Source organism: Phyllobacterium myrsinacearum (assembly GCF_014138285.1).
In the GTDB taxonomy this organism is placed as follows: domain Bacteria; phylum Pseudomonadota; class Alphaproteobacteria; order Rhizobiales; family Rhizobiaceae; genus Phyllobacterium; species Phyllobacterium myrsinacearum_A.
Map to the genome: position 1 here is coordinate 153,750 of NZ_JACGXN010000004.1, position 24,040 is coordinate 177,789.

At 56.0% G+C, this 24,040-nt stretch carries 23 protein-coding genes; 13 read left to right on the plus strand and 10 right to left on the minus strand.

From position 1 onward, the window contains the following. The first annotated feature begins 138 nt into the window (after nt 1-138). Entirely contained in the window at nt 139-918 is a 780-nt protein-coding gene (locus FHW16_RS15405; RefSeq protein ID WP_182550101.1) for a helix-turn-helix domain-containing protein, read from the plus strand. On the opposite strand, the gene FHW16_RS15410 is transcribed toward FHW16_RS15405, so the two are convergent. The 4 genes from FHW16_RS15410 to FHW16_RS15425 form a co-directional block, all read right to left on the minus strand. Further along, the gene (locus tag FHW16_RS15410) at nt 915-1,883 is read right to left on the minus strand and encodes an ABC transporter permease (protein WP_182550102.1); all 969 of its coding nucleotides are present in this window, start codon (nt 1,881-1,883) and stop codon (nt 915-917) included. The genes FHW16_RS15405 and FHW16_RS15410 overlap by 4 nt on opposite strands. Next, nucleotides 1,880-3,394: a sugar ABC transporter ATP-binding protein gene (locus FHW16_RS15415; protein WP_182550103.1), complete on the minus strand. Its 1,515-nt coding sequence runs from the start codon at nt 3,392-3,394 to the stop codon at nt 1,880-1,882. The genes FHW16_RS15410 and FHW16_RS15415 overlap by 4 nt, the downstream gene beginning before the upstream one ends. Before the next feature lie 92 nt (nt 3,395-3,486). Beyond that, nucleotides 3,487-4,386, minus strand: a complete 900-nt coding sequence (locus FHW16_RS15420; RefSeq protein WP_182550104.1) for a substrate-binding domain-containing protein — start codon at nt 4,384-4,386, stop codon at nt 3,487-3,489. Nucleotides 4,387-4,614: 228 nt separating this feature from the next. Then, entirely contained in the window at nt 4,615-5,775 is a 1,161-nt protein-coding gene (locus FHW16_RS15425; protein WP_182550105.1) for an FUSC family protein, read from the minus strand. 168 nt (nt 5,776-5,943) lie between these two features. Between FHW16_RS15425 and FHW16_RS15430 the strand changes: the two genes are divergently transcribed. From FHW16_RS15430 to FHW16_RS15455, 6 genes are all read left to right on the plus strand, one after another. After that, a complete protein-coding gene (locus FHW16_RS15430) occupies nt 5,944-7,329 on the plus strand; it encodes an FAD-containing oxidoreductase (protein ID WP_182550106.1) in 1,386 nt (461 codons plus the stop codon). Nucleotides 7,330-7,404: 75 nt separating this feature from the next. Then, nucleotides 7,405-7,761 carry an ArsR/SmtB family transcription factor gene (locus tag FHW16_RS15435; protein WP_182550107.1) on the plus strand — a complete coding sequence of 119 codons (357 nt, stop codon included), beginning with the start codon at nt 7,405-7,407 and terminating at the stop codon, nt 7,759-7,761. 45 nt (nt 7,762-7,806) lie between these two features. Beyond that, entirely contained in the window at nt 7,807-8,868 is a 1,062-nt protein-coding gene (arsB, locus tag FHW16_RS15440) for an ACR3 family arsenite efflux transporter (protein WP_182550108.1), read from the plus strand. Then, entirely contained in the window at nt 8,868-9,290 is a 423-nt protein-coding gene (gene arsC / locus FHW16_RS15445) for an arsenate reductase (glutaredoxin) (RefSeq protein WP_182550109.1), read from the plus strand. Before arsB ends, arsC begins: the two co-directional genes overlap by 1 nt. Nucleotide 9,291: 1 nt before the next feature. After that, entirely contained in the window at nt 9,292-9,993 is a 702-nt protein-coding gene (gene arsH / locus FHW16_RS15450) for an arsenical resistance protein ArsH (protein ID WP_182550251.1), read from the plus strand. A gap of 96 nt (nt 9,994-10,089) precedes the next feature. After that, nucleotides 10,090-10,899 carry an endonuclease/exonuclease/phosphatase family protein gene (locus FHW16_RS15455; RefSeq protein WP_182550110.1) on the plus strand — a complete coding sequence of 270 codons (810 nt, stop codon included), beginning with the start codon at nt 10,090-10,092 and terminating at the stop codon, nt 10,897-10,899. Nucleotides 10,900-11,063: 164 nt separating this feature from the next. Here FHW16_RS15455 and FHW16_RS15460 read toward each other — a convergent pair whose 3' ends face one another. The 4 genes from FHW16_RS15460 to FHW16_RS15475 form a co-directional block, all read right to left on the minus strand. Beyond that, a complete protein-coding gene (locus FHW16_RS15460; protein ID WP_182550111.1) occupies nt 11,064-12,032 on the minus strand; it encodes an ABC transporter permease in 969 nt (322 codons plus the stop codon). A gap of 52 nt (nt 12,033-12,084) precedes the next feature. Further along, nucleotides 12,085-13,659 carry a sugar ABC transporter ATP-binding protein gene (locus FHW16_RS15465; protein WP_182550112.1) on the minus strand — a complete coding sequence of 525 codons (1,575 nt, stop codon included), beginning with the start codon at nt 13,657-13,659 and terminating at the stop codon, nt 12,085-12,087. A gap of 32 nt (nt 13,660-13,691) precedes the next feature. Continuing rightward, nucleotides 13,692-14,684, minus strand: coding sequence for an ABC transporter substrate-binding protein (locus FHW16_RS15470; RefSeq protein ID WP_182550113.1), 993 nt, complete (start codon nt 14,682-14,684; stop codon nt 13,692-13,694). Nucleotides 14,685-14,818: 134 nt separating this feature from the next. Then, on the minus strand, nt 14,819-15,805 hold the full coding sequence (locus FHW16_RS15475; protein WP_182550114.1) for an aldo/keto reductase: 987 nt from the start codon (nt 15,803-15,805) through the stop codon (nt 14,819-14,821). Nucleotides 15,806-15,995: 190 nt separating this feature from the next. On the opposite strand from FHW16_RS15475, the gene FHW16_RS15480 reads away from it, so the two are divergent. After that, nucleotides 15,996-16,907: a GntR family transcriptional regulator gene (locus FHW16_RS15480; protein ID WP_182550115.1), complete on the plus strand. Its 912-nt coding sequence runs from the start codon at nt 15,996-15,998 to the stop codon at nt 16,905-16,907. Here FHW16_RS15480 and FHW16_RS15485 read toward each other — a convergent pair. After that, complete coding sequence (locus FHW16_RS15485) at nt 16,904-17,491, minus strand: TetR/AcrR family transcriptional regulator (RefSeq protein ID WP_182550252.1); 588 nt, start codon at nt 17,489-17,491, stop codon at nt 16,904-16,906. The genes FHW16_RS15480 and FHW16_RS15485 overlap by 4 nt on opposite strands. A gap of 309 nt (nt 17,492-17,800) precedes the next feature. Here FHW16_RS15485 and FHW16_RS15490 point away from each other — a divergent pair, with 309 nt between their 5' ends. Genes FHW16_RS15490 through FHW16_RS15500 form a run of 3 tightly spaced genes read left to right on the plus strand, consistent with a single transcriptional unit; the run spans nt 17,801 to nt 21,548 of the window. After that, on the plus strand, nt 17,801-18,277 hold the full coding sequence (locus tag FHW16_RS15490; RefSeq protein WP_182550116.1) for a (2Fe-2S)-binding protein: 477 nt from the start codon (nt 17,801-17,803) through the stop codon (nt 18,275-18,277). After that, a complete protein-coding gene (locus tag FHW16_RS15495) occupies nt 18,274-19,257 on the plus strand; it encodes an FAD binding domain-containing protein (RefSeq protein ID WP_182550117.1) in 984 nt (327 codons plus the stop codon). Before FHW16_RS15490 ends, FHW16_RS15495 begins: the two co-directional genes overlap by 4 nt. Beyond that, on the plus strand, nt 19,254-21,548 hold the full coding sequence (locus FHW16_RS15500; protein ID WP_182550118.1) for a xanthine dehydrogenase family protein molybdopterin-binding subunit: 2,295 nt from the start codon (nt 19,254-19,256) through the stop codon (nt 21,546-21,548). Before FHW16_RS15495 ends, FHW16_RS15500 begins: the two co-directional genes overlap by 4 nt. A 41-nt stretch (nt 21,549-21,589) precedes the next feature. On the opposite strand, the gene FHW16_RS15505 is transcribed toward FHW16_RS15500, so the two are convergent. Then, complete coding sequence (locus FHW16_RS15505; RefSeq protein WP_182550119.1) at nt 21,590-21,871, minus strand: hypothetical protein; 282 nt, start codon at nt 21,869-21,871, stop codon at nt 21,590-21,592. Nucleotides 21,872-21,886: 15 nt separating this feature from the next. On the opposite strand from FHW16_RS15505, the gene FHW16_RS15510 reads away from it, so the two are divergent. Further along, on the plus strand, nt 21,887-23,218 hold the full coding sequence (locus FHW16_RS15510; RefSeq protein WP_182550120.1) for an NAD(P)/FAD-dependent oxidoreductase: 1,332 nt from the start codon (nt 21,887-21,889) through the stop codon (nt 23,216-23,218). Nucleotides 23,219-23,230: 12 nt separating this feature from the next. Further along, nucleotides 23,231-24,040 (plus strand): serine O-acetyltransferase, encoded by an 810-nt coding sequence (gene cysE, locus FHW16_RS15515; RefSeq protein ID WP_182550121.1) that lies wholly within the window; start codon nt 23,231-23,233, stop codon nt 24,038-24,040.

The following is a 24,040-nucleotide window of genomic DNA, read 5'->3' on the forward strand; positions in this document are numbered from 1 at the left end:
TTTCATACATGGGCCTTTTCGCCGCCAGCGTAAGCTTCGGGAATGTTCCGCACGCGCCCGTCACAACATGTCTTGCTCAAGACGGCCTTGTGTGGATATGTGAAGGAATGTACGCGATTTGACGGAAAGCGGGGCGGCATGGCCGGGGACATCGACAGTCAGCTATCGGAGCGGCAGAACCAGGCTGTTGCTACGAAGATCCGTGAGGAGATGGCACGGCGCCGGGTATCACGGCAGTATCTGGCCGATCAGGCGAAGATCAGCCTGTCAACGCTGGAGAAGGCGCTATCCGGCCACCGGCCGTTTACATTGGCCACGACCATTCGGCTTGAAGAAGCACTTGGCATGCGCCTGCGTGCCGCTGACATACACGACAACCCGGCGCCGGTGAATAACGGGCATGCCAGCGAGGAATTTGGAGCCTATTCCCGTGCAGGTGCCGGGTGGATCGAAGGCAAATATCTGACCTTGCGTCCCTCCTTTGGGGATCCTAAGGCAATCTTTGCCTATTGCACCGAGATCAACTGGAGCGATGCCTCGTCCAATCTGCGTTTCCTTGAAAAGGAACGGCTTGATGCGGCGTTTACACAGCAGGGCACTGTCGCCATTCCAAATCTCTCCGGCCACATTTATCTCGCGACAAACACATCGGGCCAGCAGCGTCTGATCATCGTTTCACGCCCGTCCATTACGGGCGAAATGTATGGGATCCTGACGACATTGCAGGTCGGGCGCGGAGCGCAATTGACGCCGATTTCCGCACCCATTGTTCTTATTCCGATGGCGTCTGTTCCGGATGCACAGTTCGGACGCATCGCCCCCGATCACGGAAGCTATGCATCTTATCTTGCCTATCTCAAACGCACGGTGGACGAACCGTTCGCCGTGTTCCTTCCCGGGCCTGCCGTTCTGGATTAGGCTCGCATCGACTTGCTGCGCACGTCCAGCCAGACGGCGAACAGGATGACAATACCCTTGAAGATGAGCTGATAGAAATAGGGGACCGCCAGCATGTTCATGCCGTTGTTGATGACACCGATAATGAGCGCACCGAGTATGGTCCCGACCATGGTGCCGACGCCGCCCGCAAGGCTGGTGCCGCCAAGCACAACGGCAGCGATTGCATCCAGTTCATAGCCCATGCCGGCATTGGTCTGAGCCGATGAGAGACGTGACGAGAGCAAGATTCCGCTAATGGCAGCCATGATGCCTGATATCATGAAGATGATGATCTTCAGCCGATCGACGCGAATACCGGAATAGATCGCGGCTTCACGGTTACCGCCGGCCAGATAGGCACGGCGGCCAAAGATCGTGCGGGACAGGACAACGTGGTTGATCGCAAAGAGTGCGATGACGATCCAGATAATGATGGGAAGGCCAAGCCAGCTCTCGCTGCCGATAGCCAGCCATGTTTCATTCTCGATGGAAGCAGGCGCGCCGTTGGTCGGCAGGCTGACGGCGCCGCGATAGATACCCATGGTCGCTACGGTGACGATGAAGGAGGGTAGCATGAGTTTTGCCGACAGGACCCCGTTCAGCCCGCCCATAATGGCACCAGCCGCCAACGTGATGAGCACTGTGGGCGCAAAGCCAAAACCCATGGAAAAGGCCTGCGCTGCCACCATGCCCGCAACAGCGATGATCGATCCGACGGAAAGATCGATATCGCCGAGCAGGATCACGTAGGTCATGCCATAGGCAGCAACTGCAATTACAGCCACTTGCTGCATGATGTTCATAAAGTTGTTGAAAGCGAGAAACCGCGGGCTGATCGAGGAGAAGACCAGACAGAGGATGATCAGCGAGATGACGATGCCACCATATTGCCGGATGAGGGGGGAAGCCAGAAGCGCCTGCTTCGTCTCGGTCGAATTGGTCATTGGTGTATTCCTGCTGCGTAGGTCATAACGGTTTCGGGGCTGACGCCCTGCGCATCCAGCACTTTTGCCACGCGCGTGCTGTGCATGATGACGAGACGGTCGCTGAGGCCAAGAACCTCAGGCAATTCCGAAGATACCATCAGGATTGCGGTACCGGCGGCTGCAAGCTCGCGGATAATGCGATAAATCTCGAACTTGGCACCGACATCAACGCCGCGCGTCGGCTCGTCAAGGATGAGTATTTTGGGCTGCGTCTGCAGCCATTTGGCGATGACGATCTTTTGCTGGTTGCCGCCGCTGAGCGATCCCGCAGGTGTCTCGATCGAGGCGGTCTTGATGGCAAGGCGCAAGACTTCCGTCTTGGCTGCCGCCCGTTCGCGGGCGGGGCGGGTAAAGCCGAATTGTCCGGCCAACTGGCCCAATGCGACCATGTTGATATTCCGCTCGACGCTGTGCTGCAACACCAGACCTTCTTCCTTGCGGTTCTCGGTGACGAACGCGATGCCATGACGGATCGCATCGGCCGGGGAGCGCAAATGTACAGGATTGCCGTTCAGGCGGATCGTCCCGGCCGGTTGCCCGAAACCGAACAATGCCTTCATCACGTCGGAACGGCCGGAGCCGATCAGGCCGAAGAGGCCGACGACCTCGCCCGGACGCACATCGAGCGAAACATCCTCAAACCGGCCTTCTTCGGAGAGATTCTCCACGGCAAGGACGGGAGCGACAGCCGATGAAGGGCGCTCGACAAGACGCGGGGGATAAATATCCTTCATTTCCCGCCCGACCATCAGGGCGATCAGGCCTTCGATGCTCGTGTCCTGCTTTTCCGTTGTCGCAACAAAGGAGCCGTCACGGATGACGGTGATATCATCGGAAATCCGCATGATTTCTTCCATGCGGTGCGAGATGTAGATGATGGCAGTGCCCTTGGCCTTCAGGCGCTCAATGATGGTGAAGAGGATTTCCGCCTCGCTGTCGGACAGCGAAGATGTCGGCTCGTCAAGGATGACCACGTCGGCGGGACGGCTGAGCCCTTTGGCAATTTCAACCAATTGGCGCTGGGCGATGGACAGATCACCGACCTTGGTACGCACATTGACGGGCAGGCCAAGGTCTTGAACGATCTGTGCAGCCTGTGCATTGAGATCACGTTCGTTGATGAAGCCGAACCGGTTGGGTTCATGCGTCGCCAGAATATTTTCGGCTACCGACAGATTGCGGCAGAGACTGAGTTCCTGAAACACGATGCTCAATCCCAGCGCCTTCGCTTCAATGGGATTTCTCGGGGCATACGGTTCGCCGCGGAGCGTGATTGATCCCGATGTCGGCTGGAACAGCCCAACAAGAATTTTCATGAGGGTGGATTTGCCCGCACCGTTCTCGCCCAGCAGCGTATGAACGCGCCCGGACCGAACGGAAAGATTCATGCGCTTGAGCGCCGTTACGGGGCCGAAGGTCTTGGCCACATCTTTGATTTCAAGCACAGGGGCGTTGGATGAAACAGTCATGAATGACAATCCTTACCGGAGGTCTTTCTGAACAGCCACCCGCGAGGAGGGCCTGCGCGGGCGGCACTATTGAATTTAGACGTCAGCGAGAATTACTTTTCTTCGCCTGCTTTGGTGACAACACCCGGAATGATCGGCTGCTTGGCTTCAACGGTCTCGCCCTTGATAACCTTGCTAGCAGTCTCAACAGCAACCTTGCCCATCTGGTCTGGATACTGGGCGATCACGCCGACCATGACAGGATCATTCTTGACCGCATTGCGCGCTTCTTCCATGCCGTCAAAACCGATGACCTTGACCTGATCCTGAAGCTTTGCAGACTTGACGGCCGAGGCGGCAGCCAGCGCTGCATCGTCGCCAAAGCCGAAGATACCGACGACATCGGGGTTTGCCTGCAGGATATTCTGTGCGGCGGCGAGTGCCTCGGGCCGGGTGATGCCGGTCTGGACGGATACGATCTTGATATCGGGGTGCGACGCAATCGCTTTTTTGAAACCTTCGACACGATCAACGACGGACTGCACTGTCGGGTAGTCGATAACAGCCACATTGCCCTTGTCGCCAATCTGTTTGGCCATCAGTTCGCCAGCCTTGACACCGCCGGTATAGTTGTCGGTGCCGACGTGGGACGTGACCTCAACGCCCTTGGCGGGAACGTCAACAGTGATCACCTTGATGCCTGCCTTCTGCGCCTTGGTGATGGCCGACTTGACGCCCGTGCTGTCCACGGGAGAGATGATGATGACGCTGACGCCCTTGGTGATGAAATCTTCCACATCGGCGAGCTGCTTGTTCAGGTCCTGATTTGCAATCGCGATCTCTAGCGGCACATTTTCCGCCTTGGCTTCCGCTGTCATTGCGGAGGCAAGCGAGATGTAGAATGGATGCTGCTGGGTAAGCAGAGAAGCGCCGATGCCTTCAGCAAAGGCGCCGGTGGCCATAAGCGCTGCTGCGCCGGCAAGAAGCAGTTTGGTAAAATGGGTACGGATCATTGTTCCCTCCAGAACAGTTGTTTTCTTGAAAGCCGGCAGTCGAGCATCGGCGGTACACGACCGGATAACACGCGGCCCTTCTGCCGTGCTTCATCCGTTGGCGATGGCCTATGCTTCTCCCACCTTCGTCCGCTGCATGGATGTTCAATTTATATTGCTATGTCAATATAAAAATTGTCGCGCGTAAAGTTTATAGCAAGAACCCGGCTCTTCATCTACCACGTTTATTTATTCGTTCGATGATGGCTGCTTCATGTCGTTATCGCCATTCCGGGAGGGGTTATCGCGAAACAGATAGTGCGACGCAAGCAGGACAGGCTCCAGAATGACGACGCCAAACAGGATGCCGGCCAAGCGCTCGATACCAGGTTCCAGCGCCGCATCGGTGTAGGTATCCGGTACGAGAACGACAAGGAAGGCGAGGACAAATTGCGTTCCGATATAGCTGATGGATGAGTTGCTGTTTTCGATATGACGTCCGACGAGTACGCCGATACACACGCCAAGCGTCATGAGGACAGGCGAGTGGTGACTGCTGAGCAGAATGAGGGTTGCGATCAAGCCGCCCACGCTACAGCCGACAAAGCGCAGGACCAGACGCGATGTGATGGGGTTCAAAACGCTTGCGGCCAGACTGGTCACGGGAATCATCATCACAGCCATTATGGTAATACTCGATTGACTGAGAGAAGTGATGCCAGTCCACACCCATATCCATGGGATCAACCCAAGGGCGATTGCGGCCTGTAGGGCATGTTTTGCTGCGCCCCTGTGCCAGATCATAGAGTGCCGTATTGCCGTCTGAGCAGGTGTTTCCTTGGATTGTCGCGGCAGTCTGCGCCGTATGGTGAAGGTCGATATGGCACTGACGAGAATGCAGGCAAGGGTTCCCGCAAGGATTTCGATGAGGCGTGACTGGGCAAACGGCAGCACTGATTCTGACGGGTGCTTCATGCCATCAATCAGGACCATGCAGAAAGTCAGGCCGGTAAACAGCCAGGCATAACTGCGTTTGCCAACAAGGGCGAAGTAAAGGGTAATGCCGCCGACACTCACGAGCGACAGACTGAGAAGAAACGGCTTGCCGATGACGAGTGGGGCGAGAACCAAAGCAGTACCCGCGCCCGCTGACGTACCGATTATGCGTAGAATACCACGGGTGAGGCTTTCGGACACATGCGAACGCATGACCATATAGCCGCTGAATGCCGCCCAACCGACATTCTGGGCACCAAGGCTATGAGCAAAGACGATAGCAAGGAGAACCGATATGACGCATTCGAATTCGTCGACCATGCGTGCCCCCGGCCGGGCCAAGGATCGGAGTTCCCGTACGCTTGCGGTTCCGAAAACAGTAAGGCTGGCTATGGCTTGCCGCAGATAGTTCATTGTTTGCTTCTAACAGAATTTTGGCTGGTTGGGGCTGGTTGGACTATTTTCTTTCCGCGGTTTAAAGATTCGGCATTCCCCTGTCGATGCATCCATGCCTGAGCCGGACACTTTCAAGGCAATGTCGCTGTGCTACCTTGTCGAGATTCTTTCTTGTTGGAGCTTGTCATGAGTCAATCATTCGACGCGATCATCATAGGTGCAGGACAGGCAGGCCCATCGCTTGCAGGCCGGTTAACCGCAGCCGATATGAATGTATTGATAATAGAGCGAAAACTGTTTGGCGGCACCTGTGTCAACACCGGCTGCATGCCGACGAAGACCATGGTTGCCAGTGCCTATGCGGCGCATCTTGCAAGGCGCGGTGCTGACTACGGCGTTGTGATCGAACAACCCGTTCGCGTGGACATGAAGCGTGTGCGCCAGAGGGCTGATACTGTTTCCTTTAACGCCCGTACGGGTGTGGAGACATGGCTGCGTGGCATGAAGAATTGCACCGTCGTCGAAGGCCACGCCCGGTTTGTCGATCCGCATACGATCAGCGTTGACGGAGCGACCTTTCACGCCCCGCGCATTTTCATCAATGTCGGGGGGCGTGCCAATATTCCCGATATGCCGGGAATTCAGGATATCAATTACCTGACCAACACAACCATGATGCAGCTCGATACGCTGCCGAAACATCTGGTGGTGATCGGCGGAAGTTACATCGGTCTCGAATTCGCGCAAATGTACCGGCGTTTTGGATCGCAGGTTACCGTCGTTGAAAAAGGCCCCCGGCTGGTATCGCGTGAAGACGAGGATGTTTCCGAGGCGATCAAGCATATTCTGGAGGGCGAAGGAATTTCCTGCCGCCTCAATTCCAGCTGTATTGCTTTCAAGCCTCATGCGGAGGGTGTTGAAGTTCATCTCGATTGTGATTCAGACGCGCGCAGAGTGGTTGGCTCACACGTGCTTCTGGCGATTGGCCGCCGTCCCAATACGGACGATCTGGGTTTGGATAAAGCCGGCATCGAGACGGACGAGCGCGGCTACATCAAGGTCGATGATCGTCTCGCGGCGGGTGCTGAAGGCGTATGGGCGCTCGGAGATTGCAATGGACGCGGAGCGTTTACGCATACGGCCTACAATGATTTCGAGATCGTGGCGGCCAACCTTCTGGACGGCGAAAACCGTAAGGTCAGTGATCGCGTTCCGGGGTATGCGCTTTATATCGATCCGCCACTCGGCCGGGCGGGAATGAGCGAAACACAGGCGCGGGCAACGGGACGCCCCTTATTGGTTTCCAAACGGCCCATGACCCGCGTCGGCCGCGCGGTCGAGAAGGATGAAACGCAGGGTTTCATGAAGGTTGTTGCCGATGCCGCGACAAAGCAGATTTTGGGGGCGGCCTTTTTGGGAACGGGCGGTGATGAGGCGATCCACGGGATAATCGATGCCATAAGCGCCAAGGTGGACTATGTGACACTCAAATGGGCGGTACCGGTTCACCCGACTGTTTCCGAACTCATCCCGACAATCCTGGGCGATTTGTCTCCTCTGGAGCCATCGTAGCAAAGGATTTGCCAGGTTAAGTCACGTGCTTCGGTGTCCTTGACATTTGCTTTATATATCGATAAATCCAGATATATGGAAAAAGAGAACACCATTGAAGCCTTTTCGGCTCTTGCCCAGCCATCACGCATGGATGCTTTCAAGCTGATTGTGATGCATGAGCCGGAAGGAATTGCAGCGGGTGAGATAGCGCGGCTGCTTGATGTTCCGCAGAACACCATGTCGACACATCTGGCAATCCTGTCCCGCGCGGGACTGATCGCATCGGAGCGCCAAAGCCGTTCCATCATCTACAGAGCCAAATTCGAGAACCTTCGTGCAGCAATCAATTACCTCTTGAAAGATTGCTGTGCAGGTCACCCGGAGATTTGTGCGCCCCTCATCGCTGACATCGTTCCATGTTGTCCGCCCAAGGAAGAATTCAATGCCTGAGCGCGTCCATTCTGACGCGATCTGTTTTTGCTCTGAGGAAATCCAATGTCTGTCTTTGAACGTTATCTCACCCTGTGGGTTGCCTTGTGTATTGTCGTTGGCATCGCTCTCGGCCATTTCATCCCCGGCATGTTTCAAACCATTGGCGCGGCCGAATACGCGAATGTGAATATTCCGATGGCCGTTCTTATCTGGCTGATGATCATACCGATGCTGCTGCGCATCGACTTTGCTTCACTGCATGAAGTCGGCGCCTATTGGCGCGGAATTGGTGTGACCCTGTTCATCAACTGGGCGGTTAAACCATTTTCCATGGCACTGCTTGGCTGGCTGTTTATCGGGTGGCTGTTCCGGCCATATTTGCCTGCGGTGCAAATCGACTCCTATATTGCCGGACTGATTATTCTTGCAGCCGCACCATGCACCGCCATGGTGTTCGTCTGGTCAAACCTCACCAAGGGCGAGCCCCATTTCACGTTGTCGCAGGTGGCACTCAATGATGCGATCATGGTCGTGGCCTTTGCACCCATTGTTGGACTGCTGCTTGGTCTTTCGGCAATTACCGTGCCGTGGAACACGCTCATACTCTCGGTGGTTCTTTATATCATTGTGCCTGTCATTATCGCTCAATTCGTCCGCAGACAGTTATTGGCGAATGGCGGCAAGGCAGGTCTTGATCGATTGCTCGTTGTTCTCCAGCCGTTGTCACTGGTGGCGCTGCTTGCAACCCTCGTCATGCTCTTTGGTTTTCAGGGTGAACAGATTATCGCACAGCCTCTCGTCATCGCGCTTCTGGCCGTGCCGATCCTTATCCAGGTCTATTTCAACTCCGGACTGGCCTACATTCTCAACCGCATCAGTGGCGAGCAGCATTGCGTGGCCGGACCATCAGCGCTGATCGGTGCCAGCAACTTCTTCGAGTTGGCGGTTGCAGCTGCCATCAGCTTGTTCGGGTTCAATTCCGGCGCGGCCCTAGCGACGGTCGTTGGCGTATTAATCGAAGTTCCGGTTATGCTGTCGGTCGTGTGGATCGTCAACCGCAGCAAGAATTGGTATGAGCGCGGCGCAGCCGTCCAGAACCTTCAAAAAGCAGAAAGGACCGCCTGATGACCGTTCTCATTTATCACAATCCATCCTGTGGCACGTCGCGCAACGTGCTGGCATTGATCCGCAATGCGGGTATCGAGCCTACAGTCGTTGAATATCTGAAGACGCCGCCTGCAAGGCAGGAACTCAAGGATTTGATCCGCAGGGCTGGACTAACTGTGCGCGAGGCTATCCGCGAAAAGGGAACACCCTACGCCGAGCTTGGGCTGAATGATCCGTCATTGAATGACGAACAATTATTGGACGCCATGGAAGCGCATCCAATCCTGATCAATCGTCCCTTTGTTGTGACTGAAAATGGCGTGCGTCTCACCCGCCCGTCCGAAGCAGTTCTGGATATTCTGCCGAGCCCGCAGAAGGGCGCGTTCACCAAGGAAGACGGTGAAGTCGTTGTCGACAGTGAGGGAAAGCGCCTTGTCTGATTTGCCGAACATCGTATCCGAGGCTCTGCAGCTTCCTGAAGCCGGAAAGCTGTCTGTTTCCTTCTCGACACACCGCCCGCGTATCCTGCTGCTTTACGGCTCGGTCCGAAAGGTATCGTATAGCCGTTTTCTGACCCAGGAAGCCGCGCGTCTGCTGGAACATTTCGGTGCTGAGACCCGAATTTATGATCCAGCTGGTTTACCACTTCCGGATGATGCGCCCGTTGATCATCCAAAGGTACAGGAGTTGCGCGAACTTTCGCTCTGGTCAGAAGGACACGTGTGGACCAGCCCTGAACGGCATGGCGCAATGACAGGTGTCATGAAATCACAGATCGACTGGATACCGCTCGCCATGGGAGCAATCCGTCCCACACAAGGACGAACGCTTGCAGTGATGCAGGTTTCGGGCGGGTCGCAGTCGTTCAATGCCGTCAATCAGATGCGCGTGCTTGGCCGCTGGATGCGCATGGTGACGATTCCCAACCAGTCATCGGTCGCCAAGGCTTATCAGGAGTTTGATGAAGACGGCCGCATGAAATCCTCAGCCTTCTATGACCGTGTTGTCGATGTGATGGAGGAACTTGTCAAGTTCACGCTGCTGACGCGCGATGTTTCCGGTTATCTCACAGACCGCTACAGCGAGCGGAAGGAAAGCGCTGCCGCACTTTCCAAACGCGTCAACCTGAACAACGCGGTATGACCATCGCTCTGCTCGAATATCCGGAAAAGCGTTGATGGTGTGACGACATTACGAATCGCATATATCTGTGTCAGAGCATCCTGAGGAGCGATCGGCATGGCACTGCGAATACTTAGCCTCAATGTGTGGGGTGGCAGACTGCACGGGCCGTTGATCCAGTATCTTGCGGGTGTAGATGCCGATGTTTTCTGTCTGCAAGAGGTTGTGCATACACCAGATGCACGGAACGACTGGCTTCTCTATCGTGACGGGAATACGGAACTTCCGCAGCGTGCCCATCTTTTCGACGAGATATGTGCCGCCCTTCCGGAGCATGCTGGTTACTTTTGCCCGACGGCGAGAGGTCTGCTTTTCGATGGCGAAGACAAGCTGCATTCAGAATTTGGATTGGCTACCTTCGTTCGAAAGACGCATGCAGTCATCGGTCAAGCGATGGACTTTGTGCATGGTACCTTCTCGCCCAATGGCTGGGGGGAACATCCGAGGGCACGAAATGCCCATTGTGTCCGGATATTCAGCTACGAGGATGGGTTTTCGCTGACCGTCGCGCATATGCACGGGCTGCGCGATATCACGGGAAAAGAGGATTCATCTCTGCGCGTGGAGCAGGCACGTTTCCTCGTCAGACTGATCGAGCGGGTGCACCGGAACGATGAGAGATTGGTGGTATGCGGCGATTTCAATGTCCTGCCCGGGAGCGTCACGTTCGAGGCTCTGGCGCGGCTTGGGCTTTCCGATCTTGTCACCACAGGTGGTCACACTGATACGAGAACATCTTTCTATCCGAAAAACGGGCGCTTTGCCGACTACATGCTGACAACGCCTCACGTCAAAATCCGGAAGTTTGATGTTGTAGCGCACCCGGAGGTCTCGGACCATCGTGCACTGGTTCTCGATATCGCCTGATTCACCAGTGAAAATGGACGAGGTCTGGGAGTATCGAAGGATGAAGCGCTACGATTGCTCGACCAGACCTCTGACGAAAGCAAGAGCTCTCCCAAAACTCGCTCTCGGTACTATAGAAACCGATAAACCACTCAAATGTTCCAAAGTTGCACGGGATCAGAACCCTATCTCTGTCGGCGGCGCAGCTGATCGAAGTAGACAATCACGATAATCAGAACCCCTGTGATCACGCGCTGCCAGAACGAATTCACGTTAAGCAGGTTCGCACCGTTGTTGATCGTCGCCAGAATAAAGGCGCCCAGCAATGGCCCGTGAATGGAGCCGACAGCGCCGAAAAGACTGGTCCCGCCGATAACCGACGACGCGATGGCCTGCAGCTCCCAGCCCTCCGCCTGTGTTGCATTGCCGATACCAATGCGGGAGGCCAGCAACAAGCCCACGAATGATGCGCAAACCGCAGACAATGTGTAGGCGAGATAAATCGTTCCTTTCACATTGACGCCGGAAAGGCGGGACGCTTCGGCATTCGATCCTACCGAGAACAGATAGCGGCCCCAGCGGCTGTGGTGCAGGAAAATATACGCCGGGATACCCACAAGAACCACCATCCAGAAGAGATTGGGTATGCCGGCGAAATCATTGCGGGAGAATTCGGTGAAAGGATCATTGTCGATCGAGATCGTCGCACCATTGGTGATCAGCAGGCCGATACCGCGCAGTGATGTCAGCGTGGCGAGTGTGATGATGAAAGGCGGAAGCCCGAGCCGAACGATGCCGAAGCCGTGGAAAAGCCCGATGCAGACCCCGATGCCGAGTGTAATCAGGATCGCTGCCCAGACGGGAAAGCCATGGGCCAGAAGCCATGCAACGACGACACTGGTAAAGCCGACAATCGCGCCGACGGAGAGATCGATGCCACCCGTTATGATGACGAAGGTCTGACCGATGGCGAGGATTGCGATCATCGAGCCTTGCCGCAGCAGATTGGCTATGTTGTTGCCAGTCCAGAAACTGTCTGTCGAAACGCCAAGGACAAGCCACAGGGCGAGCAGCAGCGCAAACAGCGTCAGTCCGAACAGGACATTGAAGCGCCGTTTCGGAGTTGGGCCAACATCTTTGGTTTCCAGGCTCATCAGGATAATTCTCCAGATAGTCGGTGCGGCCAGGGGGCCGCGGTGGAACAGATCAGTTGTGCGTGTCCGTATCGGCCGATGCGGACCCGAGCGCTTGGGTCAGAATGTCTTCATGCGTAACGGTTTTATGAGGATGGCTCGCCACCATTTGCCCGCGCCGGAACACGTGCAGGGTATCGGCAAGTTCATAGACTTCAGGCAGATAGGACGAGATCAGAATAATACCGGCACCATTTTGCAGAAGTGTTGAGAACAACCGGTAGATTTCGGCCTTTGTGCCGACATCGACGCCGACTGTCGGCTCGTCGAAGATAAAAAGCTTGGCGCCGTGATTGAGCCATTTGCCGATGACAATCTTCTGCTGGTTGCCACCGGAAAGACTTGCTGCACTGGCACTGCGCGAGGCAGTTTTGATACGCAGATCTGAAATCTGGCTGTCGGCATGTCTGGATTCTTCGCGATGGGAAATCAGAAGGTTGCGGCTAAGCTGCTTGTAGATTGGCAGGTTCAGGTTAAGCGATACCGGCAGGGACAGACACAGCCCCTGATCGCGGCGGCTTTCGGGCGCCAACGCAATCCCAAGCTTGATGGCATCGCGTTCGCGCTCGATATTGACTTCCTTGCCGTCCCAGAAAATCTTGCCCGATGATTTCGGGTGCCGTCCGAAGATCGTGGTGACGAACTCGCTTCGTCCTGCACCGATCAGTCCGTAAAGCCCGACGATTTCCCCTTCGCGGACACTGATGCTGATATTCTCGAAACCGCTGCCGGAGAGCGCTTGTGTCTCGAGGATCGTCTTGCCGAATGTGAAGGGAACTTTGTGGTAGATTTGCTCGATCGAACGGTTGATCATCAGGCTGATCAGCTCATTCTCGTTGGTGTCATCGATATTGCGCGTGCCGACCAAACGGCCGTCACGCAGGATGGACACACGGTCGGCAAGTTCGAAGACTTCCTCCATACGATGGCTGATATAGACGATGGTCACGCCGCTTTTCTGCAGGCGGCGGATCAGCGCAAAGAGCTGTGCCGCTTCTTCGCGGGTCAAATAGGCAGTGGGTTCATCAAAGATAAGAAACCTTGCCCCGCGCGTTGCTGCGCGAGCTGTTGCGATGAGCTGCTGCTGACCGATTGTCAGGTCGCTTAGAAGCACGTGTGCGGGCAATACAAAACCGAGGTCATCAAGGATTTTTTGCGCTTCACGCACCATATGGCGATGTTGCAGCAATCCGAACCGGCGGTGTTCCTCGCCCAGAAAGATATTCGCCGCGACCGTCAAGTGCGGACAGAGCACGACCTCCTGATGCACGGCGTTTATACCGTGCTGGATGGCTTCCAGTGGTGTTGTCAGGGCGACCGGCTCGCCCCGCAACAATATCTCACCGGCGGTGCGGGGGATAACGCCTGTCAAAAGCTTGATCAGCGTCGATTTTCCCGCACCGTTCTCGCCGACGATGGCATGAATTTCTCCGGCCTTGAAAGCGAGATCGGCAGGCTTCAGCGCGTGGGTTCCCAGATATTGCTTCTCGAGCCCGCGCAATTCCAGAATAGGCAAATGGGCCGCCGCTGCGGATATGGTTTCACTCTGTCCGTTATCGGACCGGTGCGAAATGTCATGATCGGTCATGGCGGCCCCGCTGACTGTTGGACATATCAGGATCAGTCAAGCTTGGGGTTGAGCAACTCCTGTGCGCGTGCCTCATTCATGTTGGCCTTGGTGATCAGGTTTGCACCTGTATCGACATTGGCCTCGGTCTTCTCGCCCTTGGAAGCCGCCAGAGCCGTTTTGATACCATCATAGCCCATGCGATAGGGGTCCTGAACGATCAGGCCGGCCAATGTTCCGTTCGACAGGAATTTCACCAGCTTTTCGTCACTGTCGAAGCCGATGACTTTGATTTTGTCCTGTGCCTTGTTCTCGGCAATGGCCTGACCTGCGCCTTGAGCCATGATCAGATTGGATGTGAAGATACCGCGCAGGTTCGGATTGGCCGTGATCAGATCGGTTGTGATGTTGAGGCCGGTCGTGGCCTGTCCGTCCGCAACCTTGTCGGCGATCAGCTTGAGATCAGGATACTTTGCTGCAAGCTGCTCTTTGAATCCCTTGGCGCGCTGATCGAGAGAGCCGACACCAGGAAGCGCGGTGATGAGAGCCACTTCACCTTCGGCTTTGCCATATTTTTCCTTGATGGCAGCGGCCAGGCCATCGGCTGCCACACGTCCGCCCTGTACATTGTCCGTTGTCAGGAACGAGGTGAATGATTTGGAATCCGCAGCGGAATCGATGCCGATAATCTTGACGGATTTCGCTGCCTCATCGATCGGCTTGCCTAGCGCCTTGAACTCTGTCGGTGAGATGACGATAGCAGCCGGCTTACCGGAAACGGCGTTTTCGAGAATGGAAATTTGACCGTTGATATCAGATTCAGCCTGAGCCCCAAGCTCCGGCACTTTGACACCAAGGTCCTTGCCCGCCTTGCGTGCGCCCGCGAGGACAATCTGCCAATAGAATGAGGTCGTGTCCTTGACGATGATGGGGATGGTCACATCCGCGGCGCGGACGGGTGCGACGGACACCATTCCTGCCAACAGAGCGATACCTGCAGTACCAAGGATAGTTCTGCGATTGATGCACTTTCTCTTAGAAATCATGGTTGTGTTCCTCTCATAGCGCCGGATTTATTTATTTATGTCCGGATTGAGAGGGCGCTTTTCAATCCGCTCTTTATCGATAAAAAACATCGATCATGCGAAGCTAATTTAAATGCCTATTCTTTGCAAGCGGATCAGCGGATCGTGAAAGGCTCGCATTCGGTGTAGATGGTATCAGGGATTTTCGTTGCAAGAAGCTCGATATTTCTCGTCAGGCTCGAGGGCTTTGCTGTCCCGATCAGCACATTTGCCACCACGGGCTCGCGGAATGGAAACTGAAGTGCCGCCGCGGCCAGCGGCACATCGTGCGCTGTTGCAATTGCCTGCATGGAGCGGACGCGATCCAGAATGTCTTCCGAGGCCGGCCCGTAGTCGAAATTGGCGCCGGGCACAGGGCCGGTTGCCAGAATGCCGGAGTTGAATACGCCGCCAATGACAAGGGAAATCTGCTGTTTCCGGCAGACCTCCAGCAGCCCTCTTTCCGCCGAGCGGTCGAGCAGCGAATAACGGCCGGCGAGCAGGATACAGTCAATTGGATGCCGGGCAATAACATCAAGACAAACGTCGACTTCGTTGACACCGAGACCATAGGCAGAGATTGCACCGGAAGATTTGAGTTCCTCCAGAGCTTTCAGGCCGCCGCCAAGCAATTGGTCCATGTAAACGGCATTTTTCTCGGTACCATGGGTGTAAGCGCCGATATCATGCACGTAAAGGATATCGATCCTGTTCAGTCCGAGGCGGGCAAAGCTGAATTCAAACGACCGCATGATGCCGTCGTAGCTGTAATCATAGTCAATAGCGAAGGGCAGGGGATTTACGTAGGAATGGTCAGGGATTTGGTCGTCCGGTACCGGACGCAGAAAACGCCCGACCTTCGTTGACAGGACATAGCTGTCGCGTGGCTTGTCACGGAGAAAATCACCGGTCCGCCTCTCCGAGAGACCAAAGCCGTAAAAAGGCGCTGTATCGAAGTAGCGCAGGCCCGCGTCCCAGGCAGTCTGCAACGTTTTCATCGCAGCTTCGCGCGTGCATTCGCGGTAGAGCCCGCCAATTGCGGCTCCACCAAAGCCGATCTTCGTTACGGCCAGCGGCGTTTTACCAATCTTTCGGATATCCAACTGCTCCTCCCAGAACCAGTCAATCGTGAGAGCACTGAATTGACATGTCAATATCCGCGCATTTCGTCTTTTATCGACAAAATACATTTTGCCGTCAACGTCTCTTATGGATAAAAAGACGAGAGAGCAGTTCCCATGGCATCGGCTATCGCTTGCGGAGCGTGCCTTTACAGAATGACGAAAGAGCAGAATGTCGAAGCAGAACACAGTGTTCAAGGAGGGCTACAACGGATGTCTGCGTCTTCTAAAGGACATTGACCAGCTTCCGTCAGAGCCAGAACTTGGAACAAAGCTTGGCATCAGCCGCACGACGGTTCGCGCCATTCTCAGTGCCCTGGAAGAAAAAGGTCTCATCGAATGGACCAAGCGTAGCAAGACCGTGTTGCGCAAGCCGGTAAAGGGCGACTATTTCCCCGACGAAGAAACGGATTCCCTTTCGGAGATCATCGAGCGCAGCTTCATGCAGCGTATTCTGGCCGGGGGTGCACAGCCGGGTATGCAGATCAATGAGCTGGAACTCGCCCGCGATATTGGTGTCGGCACTTCAAGCGTCCGGGAGTTTCTGATCCGGTTCAGCCGGTTCGGGCTCATCGAGAAACGCAAGAACAGTCATTGGGTCCTGAAGGGATTTACCCGCTCATTTGCTCTGGAGCTGTTTGAAATCCGTGAGATTTTCGAACTGCGCTCGGCAATCGCTTTCGTCAATCTGCCCGATGATCACCCCGCCATTCAGGAGCTGGATGTTCTGGAGGCTGATCACATTGCGCTACTGCGCGACATCGACACCCGCTATCTGGATTTTTCCGAGCTCGACGAGCGTTTTCACCGCATGATCCACTCCGCTTCACGCAACCGTTTCGTCATTGATTTCTATGACGTCATCGCCATGGTATTTCACTATCATTATCAATGGAAAAAAGTGAACGAGCGGGCGCGGAATGCCAAGGCTCTGGAAGAACATCTGGCTTATATCAATGCGTTGCGTTCACGCGATGCCGGAAAAGTAGATATTGCCTGCCGCAATCATCTGCGATCAGCGCGGGAAACATTGCTACAGTCTATGCCTGCGGAAGAATCACTATCGGATATCACGGAGACCTAGCCGCGGTTTCCGTCGGACCGGGCACCATGTCTGTCGCGTGCACCCCAGCGCAGTCCATCCATCAGGAGTTTCACCAGGCGGCGTGACCGGTCATGCCAATCGGGGGCGTCGGGGATGGAATAGATTGTGAACAGGGCGTGCAACAGGTCTGTGCTGTCAATATCTCTCCGGATGAGATCCTGATTGGCTGCCGCTTCGACGAGATTGCGTAGTGAAACGGCGACCATCCCCGAACTTGCGGCAAACAGCTCGGAGTTTGTGGTAACGAGTATCTGCAGGCTGTTTGTCATCCCCCGTTTTGCGGCGATATACCCGACGAAACGGTGCATCCATTCTTCAAGCGCTACATCCGGCGCATGATTAAGCGCCAGTTCGCTTGCCGCCGCGCAGAGGCTTTCAACCTCGCGCCTGTAGACGACTTCCACGAGATGCTCGCGTGTCGGGAAATGGCGATAAAGCGTGCCGATACCGACGCCTGCACGACGCGCGATCTGCTCGAGAGAACCTTCTATGCCGTGCTCTGAGAAAACGATGGCGGCCACTTCAAGCAGCTTTTCCCGGTTGCGGCGTGCATCCGCACGCATGCCTCTCGCTATCGGACGCTGTTCTTCGGGACTTGTAACTGGTTTTGCGACCAAATTCTGCTCCACGCCTATGGGGGCTTGACCACGAGCGACAAGTTCTTAAAATAAGCGGAGGCCCCTCCGTTTAAGTGGAGTCCTTTTGCCTTCTTATCGCAGAATAGGCCCCGATGTCATGTCTCTAATACACCTAGCCCGGATTTGGATCGTCTAGAAGATAAAGTGCACGGCGATGTGAACTTCTTGTCGTGCATGGCGTTTGCATATCGGGCCGTTGAACCAATCTGCGTCCGTAAAAGCAGGAGCAATACGATGACCGGAACACTGAACCTGAAACTGGATATTAACGGCGAGAGCCGAGACGTGGCCGTTGAGCCGCGCGTGACCTTGCTGGATGCACTGCGCGAACACCTTGGCCTCACTGGAACAAAAAAGGGATGCGATCAGGGCCAGTGTGGCGCCTGCACCGTCCACATAGATGGCCAGCGCGTACTTGCCTGCCTGACCCTTGCGGCACAGGCTGAAGGACGCGCCATCACGACAATTGAAGGTCTCGCAGACCCTAACGGTGCATTGCACCCTGTCCAGTCTGCATTTCTGGAGCATGATGCCTTTCAGTGCGGTTATTGTACCCCCGGTCAGATCATGTCGGCGGTTGCCTGTATCCGGGAGGGGCATACGAAATCGGATAATGAGATCCGCGAGTATATGTCCGGCAATCTCTGCCGGTGCGGCGCTTATTCCCATATTGTGGCTGCGGTACGCGAAGCAGCGGAGGCCACGTCATGAGGAATTTCAGCTATCTGCGCGCGCAATCTGCCGACGAAGCTCGGACGGCCTCGGCTCTGGCTGGCCATATGGTGCTTGCCGGTGGCACAACACTGCTGGATCTTGCAAAATGCGGTATTGCCGAACCGGAAACCGTGGTCGACATCACGCACCTTTCCGGGCTCGATCACATAGAGATCAATGACACCATGGCGTCTATCGGTGCACTCGCGCGCATGAGTGCGGTGGCCGATCATCCTGCCATACGGGCGGCTTTTCCGGCTGTGGCGGAATCCCTGGCGTTGGCCGCCTCTGCCCAGATCCGCAACATGGCAACCATCGGCGGCAATCTGCTGCAGCGGACGCGCTGTTCCTATTTCCGGGATGCGGCTGTGTTCTCCGCTTGCAACAAGCGTCATCCCGGCTCCGGCTGTGCTGCCATCGGAGGTGTTACACGCAACCACGCGGTCCTCGGCACGAGCAAAGCATGCATCGCAAGCTACCCCGGTGATCTTGCTGTTGCGCTCGTGGCGTTTGATGCGATCGTGCATCTGGGCGATCGGCAGGTTCCTGCGGATGATTTCTTCCTGCTTCCCGAAAATACGCCAGAGCATGAGCACGCATTTGAACGCGGTGAAATCATTACATCCGTGACGATACCGGCATCGCCTGCGGCGCGCCATTCGACCTATCTGAAAGTCCGTGACCGGCAATCCTACGAGTTCGCCGCTGCGAGTGCGGCGGTCGGTCTGGAGTTTGAACCCGACGGCAAGACCGTCCGCGATATACGGATTGCCCTCGGTGGTGTCGCATCCAAACCTTGGCGCGTCCGCACGATCGAGACCGCATTGATCGGTAAAGTACTCGAACCGGCGTTGGTCCGTAAGGCAGCGCTGCTTTGCATGGAAGGCGCTGTTGATCACGGTGCGAACCATTACAAGATCGATCTCGCCCCACGGGTTGTCACACGCGCTGTTCTGCAGCTGGGAGGCCTGTCATGACTTTTATCGCTTCGAAAACCAAACACGGCGATGCATCCGATGGCAATTTGGGCGGGCGCCTGTCACGTCTCGATGGCCCGGTGAAAATCACCGGAAGCGCTACCTATGCAATAGAACATCAGATTGATGGACTGGTCTATGCTGTTACGCTGCAAAGTACGATTGCTGCCGGCACGGTGCTTTCTGTTGATACCAAGGCAGCCGAGGCGTCACCTGGCGTCCTGCTGGTCTTGACGCCCGATAACATCATGCACCTGAAATCAGCGACGACGTGGGCAGGCACGCCCGGGCCGGAAGGTCCGTTTCTGGCGCTGCCGAAGACTGTCAGTTTCAATGGCCAGCACATCGCTGCAGTTGTCGCCGAAACACTGGAGCAGGCGACGGCCGCCGCTGCCCTCGTCAAGGTGACCTACGAGGAGAAGGGGCATGTCTTTGGCCTTGAGGATCCCAAGGCCGGAGAGGGAGTGCCCATCGAACGGGCGACCATGTCATGGGGAGATGCGGAGGCCGCATTGGCCGCTGCACCCGTGCGCATTGAACAGGAATACAAGACACCACGCGAATACAATGTAGCCATTGAACCGCATGGCATCATCGCGCAGTGGGATGGCGACAAGCTCACCCTGTGGGAGCCAAGCCAATGGGTGGATGGCATGGCTCGCTCCTATGCCGAATGGTTCGATATTCCGTTTGAAAATGTCCGGATGATATCGCCCTATATTGGCGGTGGCTTCGGCTCGAAAGCCTTGTCACTGCCTCACGGTGCAGTGGCTGCAATCGCGGCGCGGATGCTTGGCAAACCGGTGAAACTTGCCGTCACGCGACCACAGACCTTCACCGCCTATGGCGGGCGTCCCGCCACCCGTCAGACCTTGGCTCTTGGCGCAACGAAGGAGGGCAAACTTCTTTCCATTGTTCAGCACGGGGTCAATGAGACATCCATGCTTGGCATGGCCGTGGAGCCGCTCGGATCCGTTACCGCCATCATGTATGCGGTGCCGAATTTCAGTTCCCGGCAGAACATCATCCCGCTCAACACGGTTACTCCGGGCGCGCTGCGGGCGCCGGGAGAGAACCCCAGTGCCTTTGGCATTGAATCGGCCATTGATGAACTCGCCTACGAGATCGGCATGGATCCCCTGGAAATCCGCTTGCTGAATTATGCCGAAGAGGACCCGCATGCCAAAATACCATGGTCGACACGGCGATTACGGGAAGCCTTTGCCGAGGGTGCGGAAGCCTTCGGCTGGTCAAAGCGCTCGCCAGCGCCGCGTTCGATGCGGGACGGAAACCAGCTCATCGGCTGGGGTGTTGCGGCAGGCACCTATCCGGTGCGCCGTACGCCGGGCGAGGCTCTGGTCCGCATTCTCGCCGACGGTACAGCCGAAGTGGCAAGCAGCAGCATTGACATGGGACAGGGCACCTACACCATCCTTGCCCAGACTGCAGCCGAAGTTCTGGGTATCCCGGTTGAACAAATCCGGGTGAAGCTCGGAGATTCCGCATTACCCCGTTCACCGGTTGCGGGCGGTTCCCAACTCGCCAATCTGATGACAGGGGCTGTCCACAAGGCAGCGCATGCTGCGCGTGAGGAGTTGATCGGTCTTGCACTTAATCATCCGAACTCGCCTTTCCTCGATCTCCAGTTGAACACGCTTGCCATTTCGGACGGCACAATCTCGGCATCACGCGGCGAACGCTCGGCCATTTCGATTGCCGATTTCATGCAGCATATCGCGCAGGAAAAGATCGAGACCTTGCGCGACACACTGCCGGAAGAAAAGCAGAACGATCAGGACCGGTACAACAACTTTACCACGATGATGGCGATGAAGCCGCCGACAGAGGGTGGCTATTCGCTGCACAGCTGGTGCGCCCATTTCGTTGAAGTGCGGGTCGACGAGGATTTCGGAACGGTGCGCGTCTCGCGCATGGTTTCCGCCCTTGATTCAGGTCGCCTGTACAATCCAAAACTGGCTGAAAGCCAGTGGCGCGGCGGTATCATCATGGGCATCGGACAGGCTCTGCTTGAGGAAGGGATCATCGATCCGCGCCATGCCCGGGTGATCAACAACAATCTTGGCGATTATCTTGTGGCGACAAATTCGGATATTCCCGATCTTCAGGTGATCTCCGTCGGCATTCCCGATCATCACGCCTCTGTGCTTGGAGGAAAAGCTGTCGGTGAATTGCCTATTGTCGGGGTGGCACCGGCCATTGCCAACGCGGTTTTTCATGCCACGGGCAAACGCATCCGCGACCTGCCGATTACGCTCGACAAGCTTTTGTAGGAGATAGGGGTGCCGGGGCTCCAGCACGGAGTATCGGCACCTCAAACGACGTCAGGATGATGCGCGGCCAGCTCCGGCACCTTCTGGTCTTGGCTTGGCCTTTCATACGGCTGGTCGTTCTGCCGCAGGCCCTGCGAGCGGTGATCCCTGCATTCTTCAATCTTGCCGTCGAAATTCTTCTCAACTCTACCATGATCGCGGCTATTGCTATTTTTGATCTGTTGAACGCAGCCAATAATGCCGCGAATGATCCGTTCTGGCTTGAAAAGCATCTGCGCACGGCGCCACAACACTGATACAACAGGACAATCATTCGTTTTCAAAAGGAAGTCTGTTCGATGCCCGGCCCTTATGTTGTTCGTGTTCACGGTGATGAAAACCTTCCGGAGAAAGTGGATGTAGTTGTCATCGGCGGTGGTATTATCGGGGCATCCACAGCGCTGGAGCTGGCTGAGCGCGGTCTGAAGGTAGCGCTCTGCGAAAAGGGCGGAATCGGTCAGGAACAATCGAGCCGTAACTGGGGCTGGGTGCGCATTTCCCGGCGTGATCCGCGCGAGGTGCCGCTTATGGCTGAAGCTTTGCGGCTGTGGTCAGCTTTCGACAAACGGCTTGGCCGCGACACGGGTTACACCCGCGCCGGCATTCTGTTTACGGCGCCGGACGACAAGTCCTATGAAGAGAATGAACGCTGGCTGCATAATCTCGAAGGATATCAGCTGGAAAGCCGCATGGTGAGCGGCAAGGAGCTTGACGGTCTGCTGCCCGGTGGAAAAATGAACTTGAAGGGTGCACTGTACACGCCCGTTGATGGCCGGGCGGAGCCGCAGAAAGCTGCACCTGCCATTGCCGAAGCCGCGCGCGACAAAGGCGCGGCGCTCCTGACCGAATGCGCGGTGCGCGGGATAGAGACATCGGGTGGCAAGATATCCGGCGTGGTCACCGAACGGGGGAGGATCGCCTGTAATGCTGTTGTTTTGGCTGGCGGTGCGTGGTCCAATCTCTTCTGTGGTCTTTACGGCATCGATCTGCCGCAGCTCAAGGTGCTGAATACCGTCATCCGCACCAAACCGCTGGAAGGAGGGCCGGAAACGGCGCTCTGGTCCAAGGACTTTGCCTTTCGCAAGCGTCAGGATGGCGGTTACACCATTGCATCAGGCGACGAGAACATCGTCGACATCGTGCCGAAATCATTCCGCTATGCTCTGAACTTCCTGCCGGCACTGAAACTCGAATGGGCATCCCTGTCGTTTCGCCTTGGCGGGCGCTTCCTCGATGAGGCCCGCATCCCGACGAAATGGAAAATGGATGAGGCAAGCCCGTTCGAATACAATCGCGTTCTCGATCCCAAGCCATTACTTAATTTGTCGGATCGCTTTTTTGACAGCTTGAGAACGGCATTTCCGGTGTTCAATCAGGCAGAGATTGCACAGCGCTGGGCCGGATATATCGATGTCACGCCCGACGCCATTCCTGTTATATCTGCAGTTGATGATGTGCCGGGCTTTCACATCGCCACCGGTTTTTCCGGACATGGGTTTGGCATTGGACCCGCCGCGGGCCGTTTGATGGCCGATATCGTGACGGGGCGTACACCAGTGGTCGATCCGAAAGATTTTCGATTCTCGCGTTTCAGTGATGGCTCGAAAGTAACCCCGCTCACGGGCTTTTAACGGGTGACACACATGACCAACACAGTAGTAACGTCAAAAAGCCGATCCGTATGGCCGCGCATCCTCGCCGAAGCAACCGCGGTCAGTGAACGCGAGCCGACGCTCGCGCCGGTCGTGCAGCATTCCATATTACGCTTTGACAGGCTTGAGGACGCTCTGTGTTTTCAGCTGGCGGAGGTTCTGGCCAGCCAGTTGATTACGAGCGAAGCGCTCTCGGCCCTTTTCAATGAACTGCTGAAACAGGACTCATCAGTGCTTTCCGGCGCCGAACGCGACATTAATGCCGTTCTGGAGCGGGATCCCGCAACAAAAAGCGGGCTGCACGTGTTGCTGTATCTCAAAGGGTTCCACGCGATTCAGATCCATCGCTTTGCTCACCTTTTGTGGAAGACAGGGCGTGAAGACCTGGCCGCCTATTTGCAGTCAAGATCGTCGCGCGTGCTGCAAGTTGATATTCATCCAGCGGTGCTGTTGGGAAAGGGTGTGTTTTTCGACCACGCCACCGGTATCGTGATTGGTGAGACGGCAGTCATCGAAGACAATGTCTCGATCCTGCAGGGCGTCACGCTCGGCGGCACCGGAAAGGATACGGGTGATCGCCATCCCAAGGTGAGGCATGGTGTTCTCATCGGAGCGAGTGCTACCGTGCTCGGAAATATCGAGATCGGTGTCAACTCCAAGATTGGTGCGGGTTCCGTTGTTCTGAAATCAGTCGAGAACAGGAAAACGGTTGCCGGTGTTCCTGCCAAGGTGATCGGCGGTGTTCAGGAACGAGAGCCGGCGCGCTCGATGAACCAGATTCTCTATGATGTCGGACTTTAA

Coding starts and splice junctions, on each gene's coding strand:
- FHW16_RS15425 (WP_182550105.1), bottom strand. CDS start 5,775: ATGAACTATCTGCGGCAAGCCATAGCCAGCCTTACTGTTTTCGGAACC.
- arsC (WP_182550109.1), top strand. CDS start 8,868: ATGACCGTTCTCATTTATCACAATCCATCCTGTGGCACGTCGCGCAAC.
- FHW16_RS15490 (WP_182550116.1), top strand. CDS start 17,801: ATGACCGGAACACTGAACCTGAAACTGGATATTAACGGCGAGAGCCGA.
- FHW16_RS15420 (WP_182550104.1), bottom strand. CDS start 4,386: ATGATCCGTACCCATTTTACCAAACTGCTTCTTGCCGGCGCAGCAGCG.
- FHW16_RS15415 (WP_182550103.1), bottom strand. CDS start 3,394: ATGACTGTTTCATCCAACGCCCCTGTGCTTGAAATCAAAGATGTGGCC.
- FHW16_RS15455 (WP_182550110.1), top strand. CDS start 10,090: ATGGCACTGCGAATACTTAGCCTCAATGTGTGGGGTGGCAGACTGCAC.
- arsB (WP_182550108.1), top strand. CDS start 7,807: ATGTCTGTCTTTGAACGTTATCTCACCCTGTGGGTTGCCTTGTGTATT.
- FHW16_RS15410 (WP_182550102.1), bottom strand. CDS start 1,883: ATGACCAATTCGACCGAGACGAAGCAGGCGCTTCTGGCTTCCCCCCTC.
- FHW16_RS15430 (WP_182550106.1), top strand. CDS start 5,944: ATGAGTCAATCATTCGACGCGATCATCATAGGTGCAGGACAGGCAGGC.
- FHW16_RS15405 (WP_182550101.1), top strand. CDS start 139: ATGGCCGGGGACATCGACAGTCAGCTATCGGAGCGGCAGAACCAGGCT.
- FHW16_RS15435 (WP_182550107.1), top strand. CDS start 7,405: ATGGAAAAAGAGAACACCATTGAAGCCTTTTCGGCTCTTGCCCAGCCA.
- FHW16_RS15500 (WP_182550118.1), top strand. CDS start 19,254: ATGACTTTTATCGCTTCGAAAACCAAACACGGCGATGCATCCGATGGC.
- cysE (WP_182550121.1), top strand. CDS start 23,231: ATGACCAACACAGTAGTAACGTCAAAAAGCCGATCCGTATGGCCGCGC.
- FHW16_RS15495 (WP_182550117.1), top strand. CDS start 18,274: ATGAGGAATTTCAGCTATCTGCGCGCGCAATCTGCCGACGAAGCTCGG.
- FHW16_RS15480 (WP_182550115.1), top strand. CDS start 15,996: ATGTCGAAGCAGAACACAGTGTTCAAGGAGGGCTACAACGGATGTCTG.
- FHW16_RS15460 (WP_182550111.1), bottom strand. CDS start 12,032: ATGAGCCTGGAAACCAAAGATGTTGGCCCAACTCCGAAACGGCGCTTC.
- FHW16_RS15510 (WP_182550120.1), top strand. CDS start 21,887: ATGCCCGGCCCTTATGTTGTTCGTGTTCACGGTGATGAAAACCTTCCG.
- FHW16_RS15485 (WP_182550252.1), bottom strand. CDS start 17,491: ATGCGTGCGGATGCACGCCGCAACCGGGAAAAGCTGCTTGAAGTGGCC.
- FHW16_RS15470 (WP_182550113.1), bottom strand. CDS start 14,684: ATGATTTCTAAGAGAAAGTGCATCAATCGCAGAACTATCCTTGGTACT.
- FHW16_RS15465 (WP_182550112.1), bottom strand. CDS start 13,659: ATGACCGATCATGACATTTCGCACCGGTCCGATAACGGACAGAGTGAA.